Source organism: Enterococcus mundtii (genome assembly GCF_002813755.1).
Lineage (GTDB): Bacteria > Bacillota > Bacilli > Lactobacillales > Enterococcaceae > Enterococcus_B > Enterococcus_B mundtii.
In genome coordinates, this window is the sequence record NZ_CP018061.1 from 434,440 (window position 1) to 460,804 (window position 26,365).

At 36.6% G+C, this 26,365-nt stretch carries 29 protein-coding genes; 24 read left to right on the top strand and 5 right to left on the bottom strand.

The window, feature by feature from the left end; genetic code table 11:
* Nucleotides 1-65: 65 nt before the first annotated feature.
* The 4 genes from sapR (at nt 66) to EM4838_RS01995 (ending at nt 4,405) form a co-directional block, all read left to right on the top strand.
* Entirely contained in the window at nt 66-740 is a 675-nt protein-coding gene (sapR, locus tag EM4838_RS01980; protein ID WP_010736206.1) for a two-component system response regulator SapR, read from the top strand.
* 17 nt (nt 741-757) lie between these two features.
* Nucleotides 758-1,783, top strand: a complete 1,026-nt coding sequence (gene sapS, locus EM4838_RS01985; RefSeq protein ID WP_071866676.1) for a two-component system sensor histidine kinase SapS — start codon at nt 758-760, stop codon at nt 1,781-1,783.
* 332 nt (nt 1,784-2,115) lie between these two features.
* On the top strand, nt 2,116-2,982 hold the full coding sequence (locus EM4838_RS01990; RefSeq protein WP_019724165.1) for a GRP family sugar transporter: 867 nt from the start codon (nt 2,116-2,118) through the stop codon (nt 2,980-2,982).
* Nucleotides 2,983-3,025: 43 nt separating this feature from the next.
* A complete protein-coding gene (locus tag EM4838_RS01995; protein WP_071866675.1) occupies nt 3,026-4,405 on the top strand; it encodes an APC family permease in 1,380 nt (459 codons plus the stop codon).
* 63 nt (nt 4,406-4,468) lie between these two features.
* Here EM4838_RS01995 and EM4838_RS02000 read toward each other — a convergent pair whose 3' ends face one another.
* On the bottom strand, nt 4,469-5,668 hold the full coding sequence (locus EM4838_RS02000) for a toxic anion resistance protein (protein ID WP_010736201.1): 1,200 nt from the start codon (nt 5,666-5,668) through the stop codon (nt 4,469-4,471).
* Between the two features lie 89 nt (nt 5,669-5,757).
* A complete protein-coding gene (locus EM4838_RS02005) occupies nt 5,758-6,414 on the bottom strand; it encodes a 5-bromo-4-chloroindolyl phosphate hydrolysis family protein (RefSeq protein WP_023519185.1) in 657 nt (218 codons plus the stop codon).
* 217 nt (nt 6,415-6,631) lie between these two features.
* Here EM4838_RS02005 and EM4838_RS02010 point away from each other — a divergent pair, with 217 nt between their 5' ends.
* The 7 genes from EM4838_RS02010 to EM4838_RS17135 all read left to right on the top strand — a co-directional run bounded on the left by EM4838_RS02010 (nt 6,632) and on the right by EM4838_RS17135 (nt 10,402).
* Nucleotides 6,632-7,195 (top strand): NUDIX hydrolase, encoded by a 564-nt coding sequence (locus tag EM4838_RS02010; RefSeq protein ID WP_071866674.1) that lies wholly within the window; start codon nt 6,632-6,634, stop codon nt 7,193-7,195.
* A 12-nt stretch (nt 7,196-7,207) separates the two neighbouring features.
* The gene (macP, locus tag EM4838_RS02015; RefSeq protein WP_010736198.1) at nt 7,208-7,492 is read left to right on the top strand and encodes a cell wall synthase accessory phosphoprotein MacP; all 285 of its coding nucleotides are present in this window, start codon (nt 7,208-7,210) and stop codon (nt 7,490-7,492) included.
* Between the two features lie 17 nt (nt 7,493-7,509).
* Nucleotides 7,510-8,202, top strand: a complete 693-nt coding sequence (locus EM4838_RS02020; protein WP_034688949.1) for a 5'-methylthioadenosine/adenosylhomocysteine nucleosidase — start codon at nt 7,510-7,512, stop codon at nt 8,200-8,202.
* A 12-nt stretch (nt 8,203-8,214) separates the two neighbouring features.
* Nucleotides 8,215-8,766 carry a cysteine hydrolase family protein gene (locus EM4838_RS02025; protein WP_071866673.1) on the top strand — a complete coding sequence of 184 codons (552 nt, stop codon included), beginning with the start codon at nt 8,215-8,217 and terminating at the stop codon, nt 8,764-8,766.
* Between the two features lie 149 nt (nt 8,767-8,915).
* On the top strand, nt 8,916-9,254 hold the full coding sequence (locus EM4838_RS02030; RefSeq protein ID WP_071866672.1) for a hypothetical protein: 339 nt from the start codon (nt 8,916-8,918) through the stop codon (nt 9,252-9,254).
* Between the two features lie 427 nt (nt 9,255-9,681).
* Entirely contained in the window at nt 9,682-10,044 is a 363-nt protein-coding gene (locus EM4838_RS02035; protein ID WP_071866671.1) for a hypothetical protein, read from the top strand.
* A 271-nt stretch (nt 10,045-10,315) separates the two neighbouring features.
* Nucleotides 10,316-10,402 carry a putative holin-like toxin gene (locus tag EM4838_RS17135; RefSeq protein ID WP_368073467.1) on the top strand — a complete coding sequence of 29 codons (87 nt, stop codon included), beginning with the start codon at nt 10,316-10,318 and terminating at the stop codon, nt 10,400-10,402.
* Between the two features lie 188 nt (nt 10,403-10,590).
* Here EM4838_RS17135 and EM4838_RS02040 read toward each other — a convergent pair whose 3' ends face one another.
* Complete coding sequence (locus EM4838_RS02040; RefSeq protein ID WP_071866670.1) at nt 10,591-12,498, bottom strand: M13 family metallopeptidase; 1,908 nt, start codon at nt 12,496-12,498, stop codon at nt 10,591-10,593.
* 236 nt (nt 12,499-12,734) lie between these two features.
* Here EM4838_RS02040 and EM4838_RS02045 point away from each other — a divergent pair, with 236 nt between their 5' ends.
* The 4 genes from EM4838_RS02045 to EM4838_RS02060 all read left to right on the top strand — a co-directional run bounded on the left by EM4838_RS02045 (nt 12,735) and on the right by EM4838_RS02060 (nt 16,369).
* On the top strand, nt 12,735-13,589 hold the full coding sequence (locus EM4838_RS02045; RefSeq protein ID WP_071866669.1) for a dihydrolipoamide dehydrogenase: 855 nt from the start codon (nt 12,735-12,737) through the stop codon (nt 13,587-13,589).
* A gap of 77 nt (nt 13,590-13,666) precedes the next feature.
* Nucleotides 13,667-14,647 (top strand): ribose-phosphate diphosphokinase, encoded by a 981-nt coding sequence (locus tag EM4838_RS02050; protein ID WP_019723536.1) that lies wholly within the window; start codon nt 13,667-13,669, stop codon nt 14,645-14,647.
* A gap of 168 nt (nt 14,648-14,815) precedes the next feature.
* A complete protein-coding gene (locus EM4838_RS02055) occupies nt 14,816-15,946 on the top strand; it encodes a cysteine desulfurase family protein (protein WP_081367421.1) in 1,131 nt (376 codons plus the stop codon).
* 75 nt (nt 15,947-16,021) lie between these two features.
* On the top strand, nt 16,022-16,369 hold the full coding sequence (locus EM4838_RS02060; protein WP_010736189.1) for a DUF1831 domain-containing protein: 348 nt from the start codon (nt 16,022-16,024) through the stop codon (nt 16,367-16,369).
* A gap of 143 nt (nt 16,370-16,512) precedes the next feature.
* Here EM4838_RS02060 and EM4838_RS02065 read toward each other — a convergent pair whose 3' ends face one another.
* Entirely contained in the window at nt 16,513-17,292 is a 780-nt protein-coding gene (locus EM4838_RS02065; RefSeq protein ID WP_071866668.1) for a hypothetical protein, read from the bottom strand.
* Between the two features lie 91 nt (nt 17,293-17,383).
* Between EM4838_RS02065 and EM4838_RS02070 the strand changes: the two genes are divergently transcribed.
* The 3 genes from EM4838_RS02070 (at nt 17,384) to EM4838_RS02080 (ending at nt 20,199) form a co-directional block, all read left to right on the top strand.
* Nucleotides 17,384-18,655, top strand: coding sequence for an MFS transporter (locus EM4838_RS02070; protein WP_081367420.1), 1,272 nt, complete (start codon nt 17,384-17,386; stop codon nt 18,653-18,655).
* Between the two features lie 92 nt (nt 18,656-18,747).
* The gene (locus EM4838_RS02075) at nt 18,748-19,356 is read left to right on the top strand and encodes a metallophosphoesterase (protein WP_071866666.1); all 609 of its coding nucleotides are present in this window, start codon (nt 18,748-18,750) and stop codon (nt 19,354-19,356) included.
* A gap of 156 nt (nt 19,357-19,512) precedes the next feature.
* Nucleotides 19,513-20,199, top strand: a complete 687-nt coding sequence (locus tag EM4838_RS02080) for a hypothetical protein (RefSeq protein WP_071866665.1) — start codon at nt 19,513-19,515, stop codon at nt 20,197-20,199.
* A 583-nt stretch (nt 20,200-20,782) separates the two neighbouring features.
* On the opposite strand, the gene EM4838_RS16435 is transcribed toward EM4838_RS02080, so the two are convergent.
* Nucleotides 20,783-20,956 carry a hypothetical protein gene (locus EM4838_RS16435; protein ID WP_157811366.1) on the bottom strand — a complete coding sequence of 58 codons (174 nt, stop codon included), beginning with the start codon at nt 20,954-20,956 and terminating at the stop codon, nt 20,783-20,785.
* A 594-nt stretch (nt 20,957-21,550) separates the two neighbouring features.
* Here EM4838_RS16435 and EM4838_RS02090 point away from each other — a divergent pair.
* The 6 genes from EM4838_RS02090 (at nt 21,551) to EM4838_RS02145 (ending at nt 26,253) form a co-directional block, all read left to right on the top strand.
* The gene (locus EM4838_RS02090) at nt 21,551-21,814 is read left to right on the top strand and encodes a hypothetical protein (protein WP_071866663.1); all 264 of its coding nucleotides are present in this window, start codon (nt 21,551-21,553) and stop codon (nt 21,812-21,814) included.
* A 364-nt stretch (nt 21,815-22,178) separates the two neighbouring features.
* Nucleotides 22,179-22,445, top strand: a complete 267-nt coding sequence (locus EM4838_RS02100) for a hypothetical protein (RefSeq protein ID WP_019724199.1) — start codon at nt 22,179-22,181, stop codon at nt 22,443-22,445.
* 632 nt (nt 22,446-23,077) lie between these two features.
* Entirely contained in the window at nt 23,078-23,335 is a 258-nt protein-coding gene (locus EM4838_RS02115; protein WP_071866659.1) for a hypothetical protein, read from the top strand.
* A 404-nt stretch (nt 23,336-23,739) separates the two neighbouring features.
* Nucleotides 23,740-24,027, top strand: coding sequence for a hypothetical protein (locus EM4838_RS02125; RefSeq protein WP_071866657.1), 288 nt, complete (start codon nt 23,740-23,742; stop codon nt 24,025-24,027).
* Nucleotides 24,028-24,416: 389 nt separating this feature from the next.
* Nucleotides 24,417-24,683, top strand: coding sequence for a hypothetical protein (locus EM4838_RS02135; RefSeq protein WP_071866656.1), 267 nt, complete (start codon nt 24,417-24,419; stop codon nt 24,681-24,683).
* Between the two features lie 946 nt (nt 24,684-25,629).
* Nucleotides 25,630-26,253, top strand: coding sequence for a hypothetical protein (locus EM4838_RS02145; RefSeq protein WP_071866653.1), 624 nt, complete (start codon nt 25,630-25,632; stop codon nt 26,251-26,253).
* Nucleotides 26,254-26,365: the final 112 nt, after the last annotated feature.

The following is a 26,365-nucleotide window of genomic DNA, read 5'->3' on the forward strand; positions in this document are numbered from 1 at the left end:
TTGTTACTTGTAGAATGTTTGCTTCTTTGATATGGTTAGTACAAGAAAAACATCGGAGGTATATCATGGCTAAAATTATGGTAGTGGAAGATGAAGAGATCATTCGTCAGCTGATTATGGAAGAGTTGGAGAAATGGCAATTTGAAACTTATGGAACGTCAGATTTCAATCAGGTTTTTGCTGATTTTGAGAAAGAAGAACCACAACTTGTTCTTTTAGATATCAATTTACCAGTGTTTGATGGTTATTATTGGTGCCAGAAAATACGAGAAATTTCCAAAGTTCCAATCATTTTTATTTCAAGTCGTAATACGAATATGGACATGATCATGGCGATGAACATGGGGGCAGACGATTTTGTGACGAAGCCGTTTCAAATCGATGTCTTGATTGCTAAAATCAATGCTTTGTTGCGTCGTTCATATAATTATGGTGAGTTGTCGAGTGAAATGATGACCCATAATGGAATCACGTTGAACGTCGATAATGGCAGTATGGAGATTAATGGGGAAATGATCGATTTGAGCAAGAATGAGTATCGCTTGTTGTTTATTTTAATGAAGCAACACGGAAAAATTTTGACTCGTGAAAAGTTATTGCGTGCGTTGTGGGATGATGAACGGTTTGTCGATGACAATACACTGACGGTCAACATCAATCGCTTACGTCGTAAAATCGAACAGGCAGGGATCACCGATTATATCGAAACAAAAGTCGGCCAGGGGTATATTGTTCCCTGAAAGGATGAAATACAACTATGAACTTTTTTAAGTATTTGAAAGATCAATGGTCGCTGATCGTCGGCTGGGTATTTTTTATTTTATTGACGATTTTTGTGATGTGGTTAGCCCCTAATATTACGGTTGATTGGGCCACGATTGCTTACTTAACATTGATCGAAGGTGTTTTCTTAATCTTTTTTTTACTTGTCTGTTACTTGAGTAAACGTCGATGGTGGGCAAAATTGGCAAATCTACAAAAAAATTCTCCCTTGCAAAACTATTTAGATGGTGGACATACAGAGGAAGAGAAGTTGATAGAAGATTATATCAATCAACTGATACGTGAACATCAGGAAGTGATGCAAGAAGCCATCACGAACCAGCAAGATCAAAAAGATTATATCGACTCATGGGTCCATGAAATCAAAGTACCCGTAGCGGCTTCAGAATTGTTAGTACGATCGATCGAGTTTGATATCGATGATCAAAAGTATACGTTGCTAGAAAATGAGTTGTCTAAAATCGATGAGTATGTGGAACAAGTATTGTATTATGCACGCTTAGATAGTTTTTCAAGAGACTATTTGATCCAAGAATACAGTATCAAGAGTATCATCCAACCCGTCATTCGTAGCCAAGCAAATTATTTTATCCAAAAGAAAATACGTTATGAAGTGATTGGTGAAGATCAAACGATTTTGACTGATTCCAAATGGGTGGCTTTTATTTTCAAACAAATTCTTAGTAATGCCATTAAGTATACGCCAGATGAAGGCGAGATCAAACTATTGATCGAGAAGACGACAAAAGGCGTAAAATTTTCTGTCAAAGATTCAGGCATCGGTATACCGAAAGAAGATGTTGGACGGATTTTTGACAAAGGCTTCACAGGATCGAATGGCCGTCTGAGCAAAACCCACTCTACTGGCTTAGGATTGTATCTCGCGAAAAATCTCGCTGAAAAATTAGGGATTTCTCTCACTGTCGAATCGATCGAAGGAGAAGGGACGACGATGTCTTTATTTTTCCCTATCTTGAGTTTTTACCAAGAAGAACGCTAAAAAAATGGGATTGCGACATGTGCACGCTTATTTCTGAAAGAACTACCGGTTGAACATTGTCTAATTTGGTTGTGATAGAAATGTGTTGACCTTAGATGATGATTGGAAAAGTTTTAATATAGTTATACATCAGCTGTTGCCCCGAAAGTAGAAGGATTTTCGAGGGAACAGTTGATTTTGTTTATGGATTTATTAGTGACTGATTGAACTTCATAGAAAGGTCAATGAAGTTAAGTTAGAAAAAAGTGAGAAATAAAAAATAACTCTTGTGTTGTTAACGTTTTCGTTGATATGTTCTATAACATGTGACATTTAAAAGAAGGAGAATGTTTATGGAATTATTAATCGCATTAGTCCCAATGGTCGCGTGGGGAAGTATTGGTTTAGTCAGTGGAAAGATCGGTGGCGATGCCAATCAACAAACATTAGGAATGACGATCGGTGCATTTCTTTTTTCACTCGTTGCTTTTTTCATCGTTAATCCAACGATCACGCCATGGATCACATTGATTGGCTTTTTATCTGGTCTAGCGTGGAGTGTCGGACAAAATGGGCAGTTTCATGGGATGAAATTTATGGGAGTATCTGTAGGTCTACCGTTATCGACTGGTTTTCAATTGATTTTGAATACGATTGCGGGCGCTGTCTTTTTCCATGAATGGACTCAAACAAAAGATTACGTTTATGGTATTTTAGCGCTGATTCTTCTTGTAAGCGGTGCGTATTTGACTGCTCGACAAGATGATGAAGGCAAAGTCGATACAGATAATAAAATGCTTGATTTTGGTAAAGGATTCAGAGCATTGATCTATTCTACTTTAGGTTATGGTGTCTATACGATCATCGTCAACTGGGCGAATTTAGATGCGATGTCGATTATTTTACCGCAAAGTATCGGTATGATCTTAGGGGCAAGTTTCTTTGCATTCCGAAAAGTAAAAGTTGATCAATATGTTTGGAAAAACATGGCAAGCGGGTTATTATGGGGAATCGGTAATGTATGTATGCTATTGACCGTTAAGTCATTAGGGCTAGCAGTCGGATTCTCTCTTTCTCAAATGGGGATCATCATCTCCACTCTAGGTGGTATTTTTATCTTAGGGGAGAAAAAGACAAAAAAAGAGCTTATATTTGTAATTGTAGGTTGCCTTTTAGTTATTTTTGGTGGTATCCTTTTAGGGTATATGAAAACAGCGTAAAGCTGTTTTTTTATATACTCAAAAATAAGGGGGAGGGAATTTAATGGATTTGTTTCGTAAGAAAGAAATCAGTCTCAATCATACGAGTGAGATGAAGAAAGAACTAAAAACATCCGATTTGATCATGCTTGGCATTGGCGCGATCATCGGTACAGGTATATTTGTCGTAACAGGAGTGGCAGCAAACCAAAATGCAGGTCCGGCACTATCACTATCGTTTGTTTTAGCAGCGATCGTTGTGATTTTATCTGGTCTAAGCTTTGCAGAATTTGCATCGCGGGTACCAGTGATTGGCGGACCATATGCGTATCTATACGTCGTATTCGGTGAATTTGCCGCTTGGTTGACTGGATGGTTATTGATCGGTGAGTTCTTATTGGCCGTTTCATCCGTTGCGTCAGGTTGGTCCGGTTATGTACAAGGGTTTATTGAAAGTCTTGGTTTTGGCTTACCAACGGCGCTAACAGGTGGATATAATCCAGCCAATGGTACATACATCGACTTAATTGCGGTGCTTGTTGTGATTTTCGTCACATACATTGTTTCTTTGGAAGCGAAGAAAGCGTTACGATTGAACAACATGATGGTTTATGTGAAATTTGGAATCATTGCATTATTTATTATTGTAGGAATCTTTTTTGTTAAACCAGAGAATTGGCAACCATTCACACCATTTGGCTTTGAAGGTGTCCTAGATGGTGCAGCATTAGTTTTCTTCGCATTCTTAGGATTCGATGCGGTAGCGATGGCTGCGGAGGAAGTAAAAAATCCTCAAAAAGATGTACCACGTGGAATCATTGGCTCGATCTTGATCGCAACCGTGTTGTACATCATCGTGACATTGATTTTAACAGGGATCGTGCCTTATACAGAATTAGGTGTGAATGATCCTGTGGCATTCGCGATGCGTTATGTAGGACATGGTACAGTAGGAGCGATCATCGCCGTTGGCGCGATCTTGACCTTATTGACTGTGACGATCTCTATGATGTATTCATTAGCTAGGTTATTATTTGCAGTAAGTAAAGATGGCTTGTTACCACAGTTCATGACAGAAATCGACAAGAAACATCGCACACCGAAGAAAGCGACGTATGCAGCAGGTATCGCCGCATTATTCTTCGCAGGATTCTTCCCATTGAATATCTTGGCAGAGTTGACGAACATCATGGCATTGGCTTATCTAATGTTAGTTAGTCTAGGCTTACTGAAATTACGTAAAATGTTTGGCAAACCAAAAGCATGCGAGTTCAAAGTGCCATTGGTGCCGATTTTACCAATCATTTCGATCTTATCTTGTCTAGTCTTGATGTCGCGCTTACAAGCGGTGACTTGGTTAGTATTCGCGATCACGATGGTGATCGGCCTAGTGATTTACTTTGGCTATGGTTACAAACACAGTAAGATGAATACCGAAAAATAAAAAATAAACAAAAAACCTTGTATCAAGCAGCGTTGCTGATACAAGGTTTTTTCATTCTATTTGTTATTGCGTTAAATCGAGTAATTTTTGTTTCAAGTCTTCTTCCATATGGCCAAGTTCGACTTCTGCATGACGACGTTTTTCTTTTCCTTCTTGTTGGATACGAAGTGTTTCTTGGATCGTTTCGATCAAATCATTTTGTGTGGTTTGCAATGTTTCGATATCCACGATGCCACGTTCATTTTCTTTCGCAGTTTCGATGGCAGAGATTTTCAACATTTCTGAGTTTTTCTTCAATAAATCATTGGTCGTTTCAGAAACTTGTCGTTGTGCTGTAACTGCATCTTTTTGTCGAAGCAAGGTCAACGCAATCACCACTTGGTTTTTCCATAATGGGATGGCTGTAGCAATCGATGCTTGGATCTTTTCTGCCAATGCTTGGTTTGTATTTTGGATCAAACGGATCTGTGGCGCTTGTTGGATCGTGATCTGTCTGGCTAAGCGTAGATCATGAGTGCGCTTGTCCAGGCGATCAAGAAACTGTGTATAATCATTGGCGATCTGTACATCCATTTGATCCCCTGTTTCTTCTGCTTTTCGCATGGCTTCTGGAATGATCTTTGTCTGTAATTCTTCCATTTTTAATTCGCCAGCAGCGATATAAATGTTCAACGCATCAAAATAATCTTTATTTTTTTGATAAAGTTGTTCTAACATCAGATTGTCTTTTAATAGGCCATCTTTTTCTTTGTCTAATTTGACTGAGATCTTGTCGATTTGCGCACCGATTTTTTGGTATTTGGCAGTGACTTCATAAATCGATTGTTTGACTTTACCAAATACGCGTTGGAAAATATTGCCTTCTCCTGCACGTAATTCATCTGGATTTGCTTCTTGAAGGCGGTACATTAGTTCAGTTAATGAATCACCGACTGGGCCGATATCTTGTGCTTGCACGTGATTCAACATCGACTGTGAGAACTCACCTAATTTTGTTTGAGCAGCTGAACCGTAGCTGATGACCGACTGAGAGTCAGTGACATCAATTTTTTCAGCCAATTGTTTGGCTTGTTCTTGTCTTTCAGCAGGTAATTTATCAATCAACCGAGCAGCAGTTTGCTGTTCTTGAAGTGCATTGATTTCATTTTGTTGTGTTTGAGTCAATTTATCGACGGGTGTCGAAAAAGGATTATTCAATAAATCTTCCAAAGTATCATTTACAGGGGTTACTTCGTGTTTTGGTTCATGTGGATTATTTTCCATTAAAATTCCTCCTTATCGATTAAGCTAGAAAAAGTACCCGAAACAATCAGACGATGTCTAAGTGTTCCGAGTCCAAGAAATAAACGTGCTTATTCTTCTGGTACATCTTTATTATCACGCTTTAAGCTTTGTTTCGCAACAGATATCTCTACATCGATATCTTCCAAATCTTCCGAAACGAAATCTTGATAGTCTTTCGCGACTAATGAAGCAAGTTGATCAATGATCTGGGTACTTTCTTCCAGTTTTTGATAGGTCTGTTTGTTTTTGATCTCGTGTTCATTGATCTCAATATATTTGTTTGTCAAATCCACTAAGTTTGGCAAGTGGGTGTAAAGGAACTGACTTGCGTCGTGCAATCGAGTGGGTTCTTTTACGAGTTCTTTGAACAAACCTTTTGCTGCTTTTACAGGTTCGTGACGAAGATCGATCGCTTTAAGCTTTGCCGTTTCGTACATATTTTTTTCTAGTTGTTCGATTTCATTTTTTGTTTGATTCATCGTTTCTCTGAAAAAAGAGATTTCACTCGGTGTCATGCCGTTTTCGCTATAATGGGTCGCTAATTTGTCAGATAGATTTGGTAAAGCTGTTTTGTCCTTAGGTTTTTTACGAAAACCAAAAAGCCCCCAAATCAGCAAAACTGCGCCAATTAACAAGATCATTGATATGATCGATACATCATTATAACTGAAGAACAGTATCACTAAGAGTAAACCTACGATCCATTTCCAATTCTTTTTAATCATCCTAAAAACCTCCGTGTATATTCATTGTCCACTCTGCTCATCTACTTCTTTATTTTAGCACAACCTTCTTAATAATTAGTATCGGACTAAAGGTGGATTTTATGAGTTTATAGAATTTCTAAGGTTTGGATATGGTAAACTAAGTAAGAAATCAAAAAGAAAATTGAAAAAAACAAAAAAAGTAGTTATTATAGGACAAAAGAAAGCAGGGGAAAAGATGCTTGAATATGAACAGTTTGAAGAGAAAACGATCCAACGAAAAGAAATTTATCATGGAGCGATCATTGATGTTGCTGTGGATGATGTTCACTTACCAGATGGAAATATCGGGAAGCGTGAATTAGTCTTTCACCCCGGTGGTGTAGGAATCATTGCTTTTGATGAAAAGGATCGTCTACTATTAGTCAAACAATTCCGCAAACCTTTAGAAAAAGTGATCCTCGAAATACCAGCTGGTAAAATCGATCCAGGAGAAAAACAAGCGCCTGAGATCACTGCTGCTAGGGAATTAGAAGAAGAAACTGGTTACCGCGCAGAGCGTTTGGAGCATTTGACTTCTATGTATTTGTCACCAGGATTTGCGAATGAACTCCTGCATATCTATCATGCAATAAATATCAAAAAAGTGGAACAGCCTCTCGCACAAGATGAGGACGAAGTATTGGAACTTTATGCGTTGACTTTAGCAGAAGCAAAACAAGCGATGTCAGATCAAGTCATTTGCGATGCAAAAACGATTTATGCGATTCAATACTGGGAATCAATGAACAAAGGAAAGTAGAGGGATCGATTGATGGTCAAAGGACCGCTAGTCACACGTAGCGAAATCCGTAAACGACAGCAAGAACAAGCACAAGAATCATTAAAAAAACAAAGAAAAGCGGAAGCTACGTACAAACAAGAAGAAAAAAAGATCGCGAGTTTTTATCGTAAAGAACAAAAGAAAAATAAGCCAATCACGAAAACAAGAGCAGGCGAACGAGAAAAAACACGTAAATGGAATGCTGTTTTGATGAAAGGCTTGGTTATCGTCATTTTATTGTTAGCCATCGTTTTTCTGGCAGTTGCATTTATATAGAAAGAAGGAACAACTAAATGAAAATTGGAATCATCGGAGCAATGGAAGAAGAAGTAAAAATTTTAAGAGAACAACTAGGAGAACCCTTATCATGGGAAAGAGCAGGTGCTCTGTTTATCTCAGGCTCATTAGGCAATCATGAAGTCATTGTTGTACGTTCAGGTATCGGTAAAGTCTTGGCATCGATCACAACAAGCTTATTGATTCAACAATATGGTGTAAACATGGTCATCAATACAGGATCAGCTGGTGGCATCGGTGAAGGTCTACGTGTAGGGGATGTAGTGATCTCTGACAAAGTTGCCTATTTTGATGCAGATGTTACAGGGTTCGGTTACAAGCCAGGACAGTTACCTGGCATGCCTCTTTATTATGAAGCAAGCACGTATTTACGTTCAGAAATGAAAAGAGCCGCAGAAGCAACCAACTTGAATGCAAAAGAAGGCTTGATCGTCACAGGAGATACATTTGTTGATTCGCCAGTCAAAGTCCAAGAGATCCTAGGCAATTTCCCTGAAGCACTTGCTTGTGAGATGGAAGGGGCTGCAGTCGGTCAAACGGCGCAACAATTCAATATTCCTTTCTTGATCGTGCGAGCAATGAGTGATACTGCGGACCATTCAGCGACACAAAGCTTTGACGAATTCATCGAAGAAGCAGGGAAACGTTCAGCTGAAATGGTGATTGAATTTGTCAAACATCTTGTATAAGGAGTGAACCGAATGAAAGCATTGATTTCGATTGATTACACCTATGATTTTGTGGCAGACGATGGGAAATTGACGACTGGAAAGAGCGGTCAGGCAATTGAACCAGCTTTAACAAAGTATACAAAAAAGTTTATTGATGAGAAAGAATTTGTCGTATTTGCGATCGATGCACATGATCCCGAAGATGCTTTTCATCCGGAAAACCAATTGTTTCCACCACATAATGTAGTCGGAACGAGTGGCCGCGATCTGTATGGTTCGTTGCAAAAGATTTATGCGGAACATCAAACACAAGCCAATGTTTACTGGATCGATAAACGTCACTATTCTGCCTTCAGTGGAACAGATCTTGACATTCGTTTACGGGAACGTGGGATTACAGAGATTTATTTGACAGGCGTTTGTACAGATATTTGTGTCTTGCATACAGCAGTCGATGCCTATAACCTAGGCTATCAATTGTTTATTTACGAAGATGCAGTTGCCAGCTTTGATCCAATCGGACATGACTGGGCATTGAAACATTTTCAAACAGCCCTTGGTGCAGAGATCATTAAGGGATAAAAAGAGTGAGTATAGTGGATAAAGGCTTTTCTTGAGTACTTTATCCACTATTTCTATTGGTCATCAACTGAAAAAAGGGAAATAGATACATACAAATTGCTCAATGGGGTGTACATAAAGTCATTTATACGTGAAAGGAAGGAATCGGTATGAGAAAAGGGAAAGCGGATTTAGGTTTTTTAGGTTTACTGGGAATTTTCGGTTTTTTAGGATATTTACCAAATCTCTCAGGGTTATTTTCGCTCTTTGCATTATTTTCTTTGTTTGGCTTTTTTTGGATAACAAAAAATGGGGAAGGTTTGAAAGATTTTTTTACGAAAGAAAGAGTTTTAACCAGAAGTATCTTACTAAAAATTATAATTTTTTCACTGTTATTAGCATATATTCTAACTTTAAAGCTGGGAGAGTTACAAGCGTTCGTCACTATATTTTTTAGTATGTTTTTTTCTCTTTTAATTGTTTTAAATTCATATCTGAGCAGAGACTAGTACGGAGTAGTGTCAGTTGATAGGTAAAGGGAATATAAAATCATACATAGATTCAAATTAAAAATACCAAAAAAATATGCAGTAAGCAGAAAAAGGCTCTTCGACAAGTAGTGTTTTTATTTCAACTATTAAGAGGTGGGGAGAAATGAAGGTGGTGACTGAGCCTGTTAGTAGTATTTGCAAGTTTGGTAGTAGAAATAGATTTATTTGCATTCTTTACTGCTCTCTCATTTAGGGAAGTAGTTTCTTTTTGAGGTATTTTAGGATTAACTGCAAAAGGTTTTAGTGCTGAAGATGCTATTGCTAGAGGATTGGACACAAGTGGAAAGGGTTGGATTGGATGATAGGTTGGTGAACTAAGCAATGTTTCACAGACTGTTTATTACGTAAGGTACATAAAATAAAACAATGTAAGTAAGGTGAAATAATGAAAAAACTGGATTCCCGATATATCGTAGGTGTATTTCTCTTATTGTTTGTTTTAAGAGGAATCTTAGAATTTATTTGGAAAGGCAATCATTCATTTACTCTCGATGAAATTTATTTTAGAGTTGCGATTGTTGTTGGTGTTGTGATTGGGTTGATACCAATTAATAAAGGCTGGGGTACGCTTAAATCTCTTTTTACCATTTTTTTGAGTGATTATTTACTGAAAAAGTTGTTTGATTATTTAGGATTAGAAAAAATAACCTTTACACTAATACCTTATCTTATTATTTTAGGAGTCCTTTTAATTATTTTTTTTGCTAGATTGATTATAAAAAACAAAAAAGGGGTCTCCCTACACTAAAAGAAGATTAGATAAAAACACTTCTGTTCCCACCGTTTATTCGGTTTTAGGTGGTGGAAGTGAACTAATGTATCACTCCCTTTTTTGGTGTTTATTTATTAATGAGGAATGGAAGAATATAATAAATAAGAAGAATCGGTAATTTTCCATTATTTTCAGATTCAGACTTCTGTTTGTGGTTGATAGGAGAAATGAAAAGATGGTGGCTAATCTCTTGAAAAAAGGGTGATGCCTATGGTTCATAGCTTTATCCCTAGAAGGGGGTAGGCAAGTGTCAAGTTTTGAAGCAATTCAACTGATGATCGCTTTTGCGACGTTAGTTTTGCTGATTATTAACTATAAGATGTTAATACAATGAAATATAACTTTAAAAATAAGAGTATAAAGCAAACATTTTGGTGTGTCTGCTCTATACTCTTTTGACTTGTTATTTAACTAAGGTCAGCTTTTGGAACACCGTTTATTTGAATTTAAATCAGAAATAAAAATGAATTTGCAAATGAATTTATTTTTTTGCCCCATACGCATAGTTTGTTAGTGAATTATTTACCAAATATGCACGCGTTTTTCAGGTGCTAGATACATCGGATCTTCTTCAGTGATCGCAAATGTTTCATAAAACTCTGCTAAGTTTTGTGGCTGGATATTCGCCCGAAGTTTCGCAGGTGCATGAACATCGATTTGTAAAAGCAATTGTTGGTATTCTTTTTTCGCTTTTGTACGCCAGATTGTCGCCCAATTCATGAAGAAATCGGCTGCTGAATAATCGTCTTCGGTCATTGCAGCTTCTAGTGCGCAACTTAATCCGCCAGCATCTGCAATATTTTCAGAAACGGTTAGTTTTCCATTGACTGTGCCATCAGCAAAAGGTACACCGTCAAACTGTTCGATCATGGCTTGCGCTTTTTCTTGGAAATGAGCGAAGTCGTCTTCTGTCCACCAGTTATTCAAGTTACCGAATTCATCAAATTTCGCACCGTTGTTATCAAACGCATGGGAAATCTCATGGGCAATGACTGCACCGATTCCGCCGAAGTTTGCCGAGCTAGATTGTTCCAAACTATAAAATGGTGCTTGTAAAATCGCAGCTGGGAAAACGATCACGTTTCGGAATGGATGATAGTACGCATTGACTGTATCAGCACTCATTTCCCATTCATCACGGTCGACGGGCTTGTTCCATTTACTGAAACGATCTTTTAGGGTTAGATGACTAAAGTTCAACGCATTTGAAAGCAAGGTACCACCTTCATTTGCGGGAACTGTTTGGAACGCATCGAACAAGGCAGGGATTTTATCAGGGTAACCGACTTGGATGCCTAATTTGTTCAATTTGACGATTGCTTTTTCGCGGGTTGCATCACTTAACCATTCATTCGTTTCGAGTCGTTTTTGGTAAACATTGATCATTTTCTTGACCATTTGTTCGACATCTTTTTTCGCTGCTTCGCCAAAATACTTGTTTCCGTAGTAATCGCCCAACACATGATCAAACTGTCCAGAAGCAAGGTAGTAAGCTGCTTTCTTTTGGGGCATTGCTTCATCGGTTCCTGATAAAGTCCGAGAGAAGATCCCGCTGACTTGACGGAAATCTTCAGATAGATAACTGCTTAATGAACGCACCGTTTTTACGATCATCCAGCTTTTAAGTAGTCGGAAATGTGGTGTCGTCAAAAGTTCAGCTAAATGTTCAAAGTAGACAGGGTCAGTAACGATCACTTGGTCTGGACGTGTGCCGATCAAGCCAGTGGTCAAGGTAGTTAAGTCAAGAGCATCGGTATATGCCGTAAATTCATTAAAGGCACGTGGGTTGTACATTTGGCTATAATCTGCATTTTCTTCCGCGCTTTTAACATGGGGCGCAATCAATTTATCGAATTGGATCGCTTGTTCGACGATTGCTTCTGCCTGACTTCTTTCTCTGCCGGTCATTTCTAAAAGTTGGACCATCATATCAAAAAAGACGGACAATAATTGAGCACCATTTGGATGTTCTGCTTCATAATAAGTTTTATCTGGTAAAAATAAAGAGGGTGGTGAAGCGAAAAAGGCATTGACCTGCGCATTTTTCATATCTGCATCCACATCTAAGACAACAGGCAACGGTAAACTGTCCAATGTCCATTCGGGAAATTGCTGATTTAATTCGTCAAAGGAAGTGAGTTGCTCGATCCTTTCGAGGATTGGTTGTAAAGGTGTCGCACCTAATTGATCTCTATATTCATAATCATTTGCTAGTTGATAATAAGCAAGGAAGTGACGCATTTTATCAGATGTAACTTTTGTTGGATCAGCTAACATCTCATCTGTATCTCGCATCATTAGTTGATCAATGCCATCAACTAAATCCTGAAACCCACCAGTTGCTGGCTTATCGGCAGGAATTGTTGCTGTTTTTAACCATTCTTCATTTACTGCTTCAAAAAAATCTTGTTTCAAACGTTCTTGGTTCATTGAATCATCGCTCCTTTTTAGTTCCGTGTGCCCATTATCTAACAAAAAAGCAGAATAAACAAATGGAATGTAAAATCTATTTCAAAGCGACAAGTTTTGTAATCGGTTTCTTTTGCAAACAAGATCTAAAATCATTTTACATACGAATCAGGAAAAATGTTCAAAACGCGCAATCGACCATTAGTCACTCTGATTTATTTTTTTAGGACTATCCCTTATAATGTAGGTGGAGGTGATTGATTCTGAGTAAAGTAAGTGGGAAATGGCAAGAAATCACGCTCGATGGCAAAACAGAGCGAATCAGTGAGTTTCGTCTGCTCAAAAGGAAACAGGAAAACGAATACTATTTAGCAGTGATTTTTGAAAATGAGAGTTATTTGATCGTTGATCCTCATGGAAAACCAGTCGAATTTATGACAGCGGTAAACGCCTATTCAACAAGCATTTCAACATCCACTATGTGGCAAGAAGCCAGTATAAATGCAGAAGGAATTGACGATGAGCTGATCGATAAACTTCTGGCAAAGTGGGCGCAACAAGCGCCAACGACTTATTTAGTTGATTGTTGGGTAGGCTTGCCAGAGCAACGTTTCTTGACTTATAAAAAGTGGCGAACAACGTCTGGTTATCTTTGTGGCACTTATGCGGCAGCAGTGTTACTTGCCTACTATCAAGATTATTATATGCCGAATCTGATTCCTTCAGCTATTCGTCAAAAAGATTCCCGCGATGCGAAAGAATTGATCCAAAAACTGCGTAAAACGATCCAACCTTTAGGCTTGCCTACCGTACCTATCCAAGTAAGTACAGGGATCTCAGCCTTTTTTAGAACACAACAGCAACCGATTTATGCCAGAAGTACAGTAGTCGGTTCTTGGCAACGAGCAACAAAGCGGATTCGCGAAGGAAAACCTGTGATGATCGGTATTTTAAGATTGCTAGGCAGTACCTACGGCAATCATTGGGTCACTGCTTATGCTTACTATGAATCAGCTTCTGGTGAGCGTTATTATAAAGTCCATGATAATTGGGGAAACACAAATAAAGTGATTCCTGCAAGTTGGGGAAATGGAACAGTCTCACTTCCTTGATTATTTTCAGAAAATACCAGAAATACGGAACGAAATATGTTAAACTATCGAAGAATAGAGAAGTTTGGGAGGATGTCATGAGTAAAAAGTATCAGGACGACACGTTGAAAATCTTTAGTTTGAATGGGAATCGACCGTTAGCAGAAAAAATCGCCAAAGTATTTGGAACAGAGTTAGGGAAAAGTGTAGTCAAACAATTTAGTGATGGAGAAATTTCAATCAACATTGAAGAAAGTATCCGTGGCGACCATGTCTACATCGTTCAATCGACGAATGCACCAGTCAATGATTACTACATGGAATTATTGATCATGATCGATGCGATGAAACGTGCAAGTGCCAAAACGATCAATGTGGTGTTGCCTTATTATGGTTATGCGAGACAAGACCGTACAGCGAAGCCCCATGAACCAATTACAGCAAAATTGATTGCGAACATGCTTGAAGAAGCAGGAGCAACTCGTGTATTGACCTTAGATCTGCATACGGTGCAAGTACAAGGATTCTTTGATATTCCAGTAGATAACTTATTTACAATGCCATTATTTGCGCATTATTACCGTGAACTTGGTCTGGTCGGCGATGACATTGTCGTTGTTTCACCAAAGAACAGTGGTGTCCAACGCGCGCGTAGCTTATCAGAGTATTTGAATAGTACGTTAGCGATCGTTGATCATGCGGACGAAGAAGTCGAAGGGACAGCAGCAAGTTACGTGATCGGGAATGTTCAAGGAAAAACGTGTATCCTGGTTGATGATATTTTAAATACTGGATTGACATTCGCTCGAGCAGCCAAAGTCTTGAAAGAAAATGGCGCCAAAGATATCTATGTTTGTGCTTCCCATGGCTTGTTGTCAGAGCCTGCAAAAGAGATCTTGGACGAAGCACCGATCAAAGATATCTGTATCACTGATTCTGTCTATACACCAGAAGACCGTCACCCTGAAAACTTGACGATCGTCACTTGTTCAAACTTGATGGGGGAAGCCGTCAAACGTATCCATGAAAACACGCCAATGAGCCCATTGTTCCGTTTGGAAGAGAAGAGCTTTAGATAAAAAATGAAACACCATAAAATGACTGAATTTAGGTCATTTTATGGTGTTTTTTGCTCGGAACTTGGACATATCTACTAAAAAAATCCTCTTTTTGCCTAAGTTTATTTTTGGTAACTGGCTATTTCTATGCTAGAATGTGCCTAGCTCTATTTGAAAGGGATGAATACATTGGGCAATATTTATTTAGATCATGCAGCGACGACGCCGATGCATCCGTTGGTAATCAAAGAAATGATGGATATCATGGAAGGGACATTTGGCAATCCTTCGAGCATTCATGGATTTGGTCGGATGGCTCATGAAAAATTAGAAAATGCTAGACAAATCGTGGCAGATAGTTTGCACGTCCGCTCGCATGAGATTATTTTTAACAGTGGCGGAACGGAAGGTGATAATACTGCGATTCTTGAAACAGCATTCTCACGTCAAAATGAAGGGAAACATCTAATCACTACAGTTATTGAACATCCAGCAGTTTTGAATACGATGAAGTATCTTGAAAAAAAGGGTTTTGAGGTTACATATCTACCAGTTGACCAAAAAGGGAATATCTCAATCGCTGATTTCCGCTCGGCTTTAAGAGAAGACACTATTTTAGTCTCGATCATGTACGGGAACAATGAAATCGGCAATTTATTACCAATCAAAGAAATCGGTGAAATTTTACGAGAACATCCAGCCTATTTCCATACGGATGCTGTTCAAGCTTATGGTAATCAAACGATTCACCCTCAAGAGTTAGGAATCGATCTTTTGAGCATATCTGGTCATAAAATCAATGGACCGAAAGGAATCGGTTTTTTATATAAAAGAGATGGCGTAAATATCCCACCTTTGCTTTTAGGCGGAGAACAAGAAGAAAAACGCCGTGCCGGTACAGAAAACTTAGCGGGGATCTGTGGATTAGCAAAAGCGGTAGAAATATTAACGCTGGAAGAAAGAGAAGCACGTAACAAAAAATACTTGGGCTTCCAACAACTGATTTTAGATAAATTGGCAGAGAATGAGATTGAATATGCGATCAATGGTGATTTGACGAATAAATTACCTCATGTACTGAATTTACGTATTCCAGGGATCGTCAACGATCTATTATTGATGAAATTGGATCTACAAGGCTTTGCGATCTCAATCGGTTCGGCATGTACTGCTGGAAATATCGAACCTTCTCATGTACTAGAAGCCATGTATGGAAAAGGAACACCATTCTTGAAAGAATCCATCCGCATCAGTTTTGGCTATGGGAATACAGAAGAAGAAGTCCAACGATTTGCTGATGGTTTAGTCAAAGCAATCTAAGCGCTAAAAAACCTAGTAAAACGAGTTAGAAACTTTTATAATAAAGAGGAAACTAAACTTACTGAGGTGAAAAAGATGGCATTTGAACAAACAGCGTCCGTACTCGGTTCTCCAGTTAGCTACCGTTTACATCCAGATGCAAAAAGATACACATTACGCGACAATGGCTTTACAGAAACAAATGGCGGGAACTATCAATTGATTCGTCCGCTTGATGCAACACCACAAAGCAAAGAGGGTTTTAAATTAAAAATCACGGTTGCAAAAGACATCAAGACAATGAAGATGTCGATCACGACAGCCAATGGCTTGCGTGCAGTCGATATTTTTAAAGATCCAAAGCAAAAAATGAGTCAAGATAAGTTTTATTTCTTGATGGATAGCATGATCAGTCGTGGACTATTTGAAAAAGTAGAAGGCTAAGTACTCATGTGACACAACAAAGAAAAACAAAAAAGTACCCGAACACTAGGAAAACAAGTGCATGTATCGTCTTCATGTGACGGCGAGCATGCGTAACTGTCCTTCCTAGCGCTTGGGTACTTTTTTTATTTATCGGTCAATGATCATTCAACTTTTGACCATTCATCTAAGGTTTTTCCTTGGGCATCTTTTAGTTCTAACCAACTATTTGTTCCGCCATAATACAGTAACAGGCTAGCTTCATTCACACTTTTGACGATGATATCCTCCACAACTTTCCCATCTTTGATCTGCTCTTGGTAGTCAGCCCGCATCTTATCTCCATATTTCGCGGCATAACTAACCGAACCATCTTTATTCAAAGGGGCATCAAGTAATAACGTAGCGCCAGCTTTGATCAACATCTCATTGCGACTGATCCAGTAAAGTGTTGCCTTGCTACCACGAAATTCCACAGTAAAAGGAATCTCGCTGATTTGTTTTGTCCACCGGTGACGCGCTTTGGCAGGTTTCTTTTTCGTTGCAGTAAGCGGAGCAAATCCGTAGCCAAACGTTGATAACACAGTCGTTACTTTTTCGATCGTCGGGGCTAATTTTTTGGTTGCTTCAACTGGGATTTTTTCTTTGAAATCTTTGTCTTTTTCTGATGTTAGACCAGCTTCGGCGGCTTGATTATTCATTAGATACATAAAATAATCTGCTTCAAGATCCCATGGTAAATGGATAGTGATGACTTGGTCAAAGGATTTTGGGCGGATCTTTGTACCAATTGCCAGACACTTTTTGTCTAAGTAATAAAGATAAAAGGAATTTTCTATTTCTTTTACTGGCTTTGAACAAATAGAGAGTTGGATTTGTTCTTCCTCTAATTGGATCTGTGTTTCAGAAGCAGTGATCGTGGTGTGAAAACTAACCTTGGTCATAGGTGTATCCTCCCGTTTTTTTCTACAGTGTACCATGTTTTTCAAGCAATAATAAAATAATCATAATTATAAAAAAATATAAGACAAATGAATGGTAAAATACAGAAAGAATACAAAATTTGGAGGCGTTATGCAGAAATACTGGAAAAAGAATATTAATTTATTTTTGATGGGACAATTTTTATCAGGAATCACAAGTATGGTCGTTCAATATGCTATTATTTGGTATTTGACGCAAGAAACAGGTTCTGCAACTATTTTAAGTTTTGCCACATTATTAGGAATGCTGCCGATGGTTCTATTAAGTCCGTTTGTTGGGCCGCTGATCGATCGCTGGGATAAGAAAAAATTATTGATTTATACGGATATCATTGTTGCGATCTTTGCACTTATTTTATCCATTGTAGGAACAGTGATGTCGACCTTTCCGCTCTGGTTAGTGTTTGTCTCTTTATTTATTCGCTCGGTCGCACAGACATTTCAAATGCCGACGATCCAATCGATTTTACCAACAATGGTTCCAGAAGAAGAATTAACAAGGGTCAATGGGCGATTGGGGATGGTGCAATCAGCGAATTATATCGTTGCTCCTGGATTAGGTGCTTTTTTATTTGCTGCGGTACCGATGAATGCTTTGATTCTTTTGGATGTATTAGGTGCCATTCTTGGTGTAGGATTGTTGATTCTTGTGGTAATTCCCAAGATGGACATCCAAGGAGAAGCAGTTCATTTGTTAGCTGATACTAAATTTGGAGTAAAGAAACTATATGAGAAGCGAGGGTTATGGCATATTATGCTCAATGGGGCAGTTTTCATGCTGTTGTTCATGCCTGCCGCAAGCTTATATCCACTGATGACGATGGGTTATTTTAATGGCACAGTTGGGCAAGCGGGATTGATCGAAGTCATTTACGCCGTTGGAATGTTAGTCGGAGGCGCAATCATTGGTTTTTCTGGTCATTTTAAGAATCGAATGCAGCTAGTGATCATCTCCTATATCGTCTTAGGGGTATCCATCACAGCGAGTGGTTTATTGCCAGCAACCTCACAAGGATTTATTTACTTTGTTCTGTTGAATGCCATTGCCGGTTTGGCTACGCCTTACTACAATACATTAGTCATGGCGATGATCCAACAAAGTTTTGAGCCAAGTATTTTAGGAAGAGTGTTGGGTGTGTTCAATTCACTGATGTCTCTGCCTGGTCCAATCGGTTTGATCTTTGCTGGACCACTAGCAGATGCCATTGGTGTGGAGAAACTATTTGTGATTGCTGGTGTCGGTACATTACTTTGCGCAATTGCACTGTACTTGGTTCCTTCAGCCAGAAACTACGATTTAGAATTACAAAGTAAACATAGCTAAGACAAAGCAATAGATTTCTTTTTTTAAGATAGGCATTGATTGCCTATTTTTTTGTTTTCACATACGATATTTATAAAGGAGAGTGAGCTTAGATGAATTATTTTATCAGCGATATGCATTTTTTCCATGAACGGTTGCTCGGTAATAGTGATTTTTCGCCGAGACCATTTAAAAATATTGCCCGCATGCATCATCAATTAATCACTAGTTGGAATGCAGTCGTAAAGGAATCCGACCATGTTTATCATCTAGGGGACCTCGCGATGCATCCTAAGTATGAAAAAGGTAGCGCAGAAATTCTTTCTTTAGTCAAAGAACTGAATGGCACGATCCACTTTATCAAAGGGAATCATGACAGTCGGGCCTTTTTCAACTACTTGGAACAACATGATCCGTGGAAAAAGGAAGGAAAGCAAAAATTTCACTTTTATGATGTAGGTGTCATCATAAAATTCAATCACCAACAATACTATCTGACCCATTATCCATTGTTGCTCGGAGGCAATGATAAAATACGCAATCTTCATGGACATATCCATCACTACAGCGTACCCATCGGCAACGACGTCAATGTAGGAGTAGATGCGCCGGAGCGAGAATTATTAAAAGCAAAACGCCCGTTTGGCACGCCACTTTCGGAAGCAGAGATTGAAGAAATCTATGAAGCAAAGTTTCAAGAGCTACAAAAAATTCAACGCTAAACATCGCTCGATAATTTTAAACCGTTAGTTATTTTTAAATTATTCTTAATTAAAGAATAGTTTAGATAATAAGCGGTTTTTGTTTACATTTAAATCCATTTTTGTTCTAAATTTTAAGTTATTATAAATCCATATCAAATAGAGAGGTGATGACATATGATCAAAAAATTGAGTGTAAGTTTAGCTTCTGTTGGCCTATTCAGTGCATTTGCTTTTGGTGCTGTTCCTACCTTTGCTGACACATCGCAAGGAACAGAACAAGTCGGTGAAGAAGTAGAAACAAAAGAAGAACTATTAAAAATGTTGCAAGAAGAATACGGCACAGAAGACAGATTTTATCTTGAATTTGAGGATGATGAATACAAAGAAGAAATCAATCCAGTAACTGGAATGGCTAGAACCACTAATAAAAAAACAGAGGAAACGGAAGAATATGAAGCATTCGGGGAATTTGAATTATTTACAAAAGAAGAATTTCTAAAATCACTACAAGAAGAATACGGGACAGAGGACAAATTCTTTTTAGAGTATGAAGATGATCAAACGAAAGAAGAAATCAATCCGATTACTGGAATGGCTCGAATAACAGATAAGGAAAAGGGGACGATTGAAGAGTACGATGCGTTCAAAGCACTTGAAACAGTCACAAATGACAAACTGCTTCAAACATTGCAAGAAGAATATGGTACAGAAAATCGCTTTTATCTAGTTTATGAAGATGAAGAGATCAAAGAAGAGATTAATCCTGTGACAGGAATGAGCCGACTGACTGATAAAGAATCCGGTGAAGTCGATGAACTCTCCCTCATCGAAGAGACAGAAGTTGCTGGATCAGAAGAATAACCATTAGGAAAAGAAGGTGAAAAGAAGGTGGGGGATGGATTCCCTCAAGAAATAAGGCGACAGCTACAAAAAATGTTTTCAAATTTTTGTAGCTGTCGCCTTTCTGATGAGATTACTTCTGTTCCCAACGTATATTCGGTTTTAGGGTGTGAGACAAAAGGAAATGTTACTTTTGTCTCACACCTGTTTTATTTTCGCCATTCATCTAGATATTAGGTGGAAAAAGTGTAGAGTCCATTTGTTCAATCCTTGTTAACAACTTTATAGATTCATCAGACATAAAATCCAAGGAGCTATTGAAAGTTTAAATAATACAATTGACGAGTTTTCCTTGATTATTCAATCCTTTACCAACAGTGGCTGTTCCATCATTCAAACGTTTAAGATCATTCGTGATATTTGTTGAGTAGACGATAAGGACCTCTTCAGGATAATAGTTGGACTGTGTTCAATGGACCATAAGTTCCATATTCAGGATTTTTTCAAAAATAATATTATCTACAGAGTTTCCAATAGTGAAGAACCTTCGTGGTAGGATTTTTGCTAACCGTTCTGCTTGCTTGTATAAATACATATTATTGTCTTAACGTTTGTATTCTTTCAATTGATTTTCATCTAAATGAGGTATCTGATTGTAATAAATAATTGGCATTTCCTTGAATGACTGATAGACTTCCACTTCAGCATAGACCTGTATACTTGAGAATTGAAGTGAAACAATTAATAAAAAAATTGTGAAAAAAAGTTTAATATCCATAATAATCTCTCTTTTTTCTATGATAAAATAATAACATATAATTTTTTTCAAAAAAATATATTTTTTGTTTTTTATCGTAATTGAAAAAAAGAGAATATATAATTTAAAATTATTAATATAATAAAATTTCGTGTTTATAATAAATTATTTCCATGTTGAGTGTTTGGTTATATGTTATTTAAACTTTTGTATTAAATAACTAATTATCAATTTTTTTGATTATTTAAAATGAAGCGAAGATAGGAGTAGCTTATGAATGAGTACAAAATCGGCTTGTGTATGTCAATGTCCTTATCTATTCTGTGTATTATTGGTTCGCTGATTGATGGACGTGGACTAATTGGATTGTTGTTAGTTTTTTTAACAATTATTCCAGGATTTTTTGGGATCTATTTTACAACTAAAATCACTATGGATAAGCTTCTGAAATCTTTTTTGTTCATCGTAAATTATTTATTCGCAACGCATCTTCATATCAGATATTTAATCCAGTTTTTAACGAGGGTTCTATAGGTTACAAGAGATTAACGAATAAAAATCAGTTGGATCAATGAATCGTATCACCTAAAAGGTGTGAAAAGAAAGGAAGATTGGATGGACGGTTATAAAACCGGTTTAGTTGGTTCTATGATTTTATCGATCTTATGTTTATTGGGAATAATCATAGATTATAGAGGGTATGTTGGTTTTATTTTGTCATTTGTAATCATAATTCCTGGCTTTTTGGGAATTTATTTTACTACAAAAACTACCATGAAAAAGTACGTAGAGTGGACTCTGTTAGTCGCGAATTATTTATTTGCGACTATGCTTAGTGGTTGGTATTTTATTCATGCTTTTTTAGATTTATATAAATAAAGTATTGTATATCTCAAAAAATAAGAAAAAGGAGAAATCAGAATGACTCAAAATAAAAAGTATTTAATTTTATCATTTGTCTTTTTAGGTCTGTCATGTCTGCTTGCTATGCATTATTTTTTACCTTATATGCAATACCCTCTTATATTTCGAAGAATCATTATTATTGGCTGTTGGCTACTAAGCGGATTTAGTTTATTTTTTTGTCGAGGAATCAGGAATAAACTTCTGAAAGTGATTGTCATTGGCATCAACATTTTCTGTATCTATGGTTGGTGGATTTTTTATTGATTGTTAAGTTCTATCAAGTAAACTGGTCATCCGAACAACAATAACTTAAATGAAATTATGAGAGGAGATAGTTATGAACGGTTATAAAATCAGGTTAATTGTTTCTATGATTTTATCGATTTTATGTTTATTGGGAGCAATCATAGATTACGGAGGATATATCGGCTTCATCTTGGTGTTTGTGATCATTATCCCAGGACTTGCGGGAATCCATTTTACCACAAAAATCACTATGAGAAGGTACTTGAAATGGTCTCTGTTAGTCGTGAATTATTTATTTGCGACTACGCTCACCATATGGGATTTGGTCTATGTTTTCTTACAATTTTTTTATAAATAAAAAGGAACAGGCGTATCAAGAAAGATATTGAAAGAAGGAGAAAAAAATGATTCAAAATAAAAAATATTGGATTTTGTCGTTTGTATTATTGATACTTTCATGTCTACTTGCTAGACATTATTTTTTATCCTATAGACTATATCCACTTGTATATCAAAGGATTATTGTCTACGGTTGTTGGATACTAAGCGGATTTAGTTTATTTTTTTGTCGGGCGATCAGTAATAAATTTCTGAAGCGTATTGTCATTAGCATCAACATTTTCTGTATTTATGGTTGGTGGTTTATATATGATTTTTGAAAATACAGATATTCATAAATTTAAAAGGAGAATAAGATGACGAATAACCAATTCAGATTATCTATAGCAATGTTTTTTTCGATGAGTTGCTTTGTTGGAGGAATCATTTCCGGAGAGAGTGCTCTACGAATTATTTTGTTTTTCATGATGACTTTTCCAAGTCTGCTAGGACTTTATTTTTCCACTAAAGTGGAACTTCGACATTATAAATGGTTGCTTATTTCTTTGAATTACTTTTTTGCTACGTATATTGTTATTGGGCAATTCATTGAATGGTTCATTAGAAAGTTTATCCAAATGAGTTAAGGCTATTTTACGAGGAGGAATAGGAATGTTAACCAAGAAAAATTATTTAGAATTTATTTTTTCAATTGTTTTATTGGCAATCTCTATTCTTTTATTTTTGTTCCATGCCTATCCATATTCTAAATTTCTTTATGAAATCAGAATATTCATCATGGCGGTTTGTTGGTTATGTAGCACTGTAAGTTTGTTTTTTTCAACGAAAATCACTTATCCATATTTGAAAAGAGGAATCATATTAGTGAATTTTTGTTGTATCTATGGTTGGTTATTTTATTTTGGTTAGTCTATGTGTGCTTGTAAAATAGAAAATTAAAAATAGTAAAAGGAGCGTATAAATGTCTTTTCTAAAAAATAAGTCTTGTACAAAAAAATCAGTAGTTCTATTGATATTGTCAATTTTTCTTGTATTTATTACGTGTATCTTTGCTAGTCCCATCTTGTTTGATTCATTTAAGTATCAACCGCATCTGTTTATAGTTATAATTTCGATTTGTTGGGTCATCAATGGAGGGAGTATCGTATTTGCGCTAGGAATCGCAGATAGATACCTGAAAAGGACGTTGATTACGTTGAATTTTGTGTTTGGCTATGTCTTTTTATCTACGATTTTTCATTTTTCTTTGAATTTTTGAAGCTATTTCTGTTTTTAGTGAGAAATATTGATGTTGATAAGGAGGAGAAAGAAGAATGAAACGTGCATTGAATCTAGTCGTTTTATGTTTGTCAATGCTTGCATGTGTAAGTGGTCTGTTTTATATACATATTTATTTAAGTGGAGAAATTGAAGGGATTCTTTTTGCATTAGGTTTGGGTTTTCCGGGTTTGATTGGTTTTTATTGTTCGACAAAAATAAAAAAGACGAAGTTGAAATGGCTACTGCTAGGGCTGAATTACCTTTTCGCTACTTACAGTACTGTCTTGATTATCGTAATTTATTGGTTACAAGTCTTCGGGATAGAGTTTTTTACAAGTTAGTACATTTTATTTTATGTATTAATTGAACAATTCAAAAATTAATAGAAATTTTATCTAGTTGTGAGTGGATTTAAGAAAGAAGGAGTCACATATGATTATAAAACAGAATAACAAGTACTGGATTTTATCGATCATCTTTTTGTTCGCTTCTTGTTTATTTAGTAGCAGTTATTTTTCATCTTATAGAACTTTGCCTCTTGTATATCAAGGAATCATCGTTATCAGTTGTTGGTTATTGAGTGGATGTAGTTTGTTTTTTTCTACAGGAATCAACAATAAATTTATTAAGTGTATTGTTGTAGGAGCGAATATTTTTTGTATTTATGGTTGGTGGTTTATATTTTGATTTTTGAAACTACAGATATTCATAAAATTAAAAGGAGAATAAGATGACGAATAATCAATTCAGATTATTAATAGCGATGTTTTTTTCGATTTGTTGTTTTGTTGGAGGAATCGTTTATGGAGATAGTCCTCAGAGTGTCTTATTGTTTTTCATTATGACATTTCCTGGATTAGCTGGGTTTTATTATTCGATGAAAGCGAATCTTGGACGATACAAATGGATGATTGTTTCTCTGAATTATTTTTTTGCTACATTTATAATTATTGGACAATTCATTCAATTAATTGTTTTAACTTTGGACAAAAAATAAAGTTAATTATTATTTGAAAGGGAGTTTGAAATGAAAAGTACATACAAAAAATATTGTTCATTGATTATTTTACTATTATCGATCAGTGTGATTACGTTCAGCATGGTTCAAGGAGGACGATATGGTATTGAATTGCGAGTAATATTGACATCGATTTGTTGGCTACTTAGCAGTATAAGCTTATTTTTTTCAAGGTTCATTGAAAGTAAAGTCTTAAAAAACTTAGTCATTTTTTTGAACTTTAGTTGTATCTATGGTTGGTTGTTCTCTTTTAGCTAAGGCTCTATTTACTGATGAAATGAACAGTAACTGTACATAGAAAAAAGCACCATAACGCCTCAATAAATAAAAGATGAATAGGAGATTAACATGAAATTCCATAAAATAGGATTAGGTCTGTCGATGCTGTTGTCTATCTTATTAATGATGGGGAGCTTTCTATATCGAGAAGAGCCACTTTCAAGTTTTGCATTTATCCTGTACATGGTAATTCCTGGACTTATGGGGATTTATCTTACGAACTGTCTTACGATGAGTAACTATCAGAAAGGATATCTCTTAGTCGTAAATTATGGATTTGCGACCGCTATGAGTTTGATGCGTGTGATTGAGTTTATTTCTAGTAAGCTGTGATCGTTAATCGTTGAAAAAAGGAGTGCAATGAATGATTTCAATTGAACCTAAAAGATTTGAGTTTTTTTGCTTACTATTTTTGTGCTTGTCATTTTTTTTACAAGTTTTTATTTTTTATCTTATTCACCATATGCTGGCGAGATTAAATTGATGATTTCCACGATTTGCTGGTTCTTGAGTGGGATTAGTTTATTTTTTTCAACAGGAATAAAATTCGGTTGGGTAAAAGTATTGATCATTTTGGTTAACTGGTTCTGTATCTTTGGCTGGTGGTTTTCTACTAGATAAGTATTTTTTAAAAGGAGTGAGTGGAATGTTTGTAAAAAAAAGTATGCCGAATAAATATATTTCGTTCTATCTATTGGCGCTTTGTTTTCTATTAGGAAGTTTAGTTTTTGTTTTCAAATTTTTTTGGTTATTTGGAACAGTCCAATATTCTTGGTGGATCATTAGTGGAATCAGTTTGTTTTACTCAACTAGAATCCCCTCAGCATTCTTAAAAAGGGTGCTCATTGGCATTCATCTTGTTTTGATGTATGGTATTGTACTAGGAACTTTATTAGGTTTTGTCAGCTTTGGTAAGGTGGAGTATTTATTGTTCCCTGTTGCGTACGTATTGATTGTGGGCGCGCTTCATGAGTTAGAGAAAAAGAAAGCATTCTTTATCATGGGCTTGATCATCCCGATGTCTATTTCTACACTCGCATTTATTTATGCTCATTATTTGATTATTTTTCAAAGTCATTCATTCGAAAGTTATTATTTGATTCCTTTACTGATGTTGATGGTGATCTCTGGCTTGATTGGATTATACGCCGCAACAAAGCTTGAAACTAGCCGGCGAAAATTTTACTTATTGTTTATCAACTATTTGTTTTCTACATATTTCAATGTTGTGCTGTTACTTTTGTTTTTGGTGAATGTAGTAAGAAACTAAATCATGAATAAAACGCCTCTCATAGCAAAGTTTTGGTATCTGAAAAGTACAGAATGGGCCAACTAAAAAACGTCGCTTTTTTAAATTGATTATTTAGGGGTGAAATTTTCAG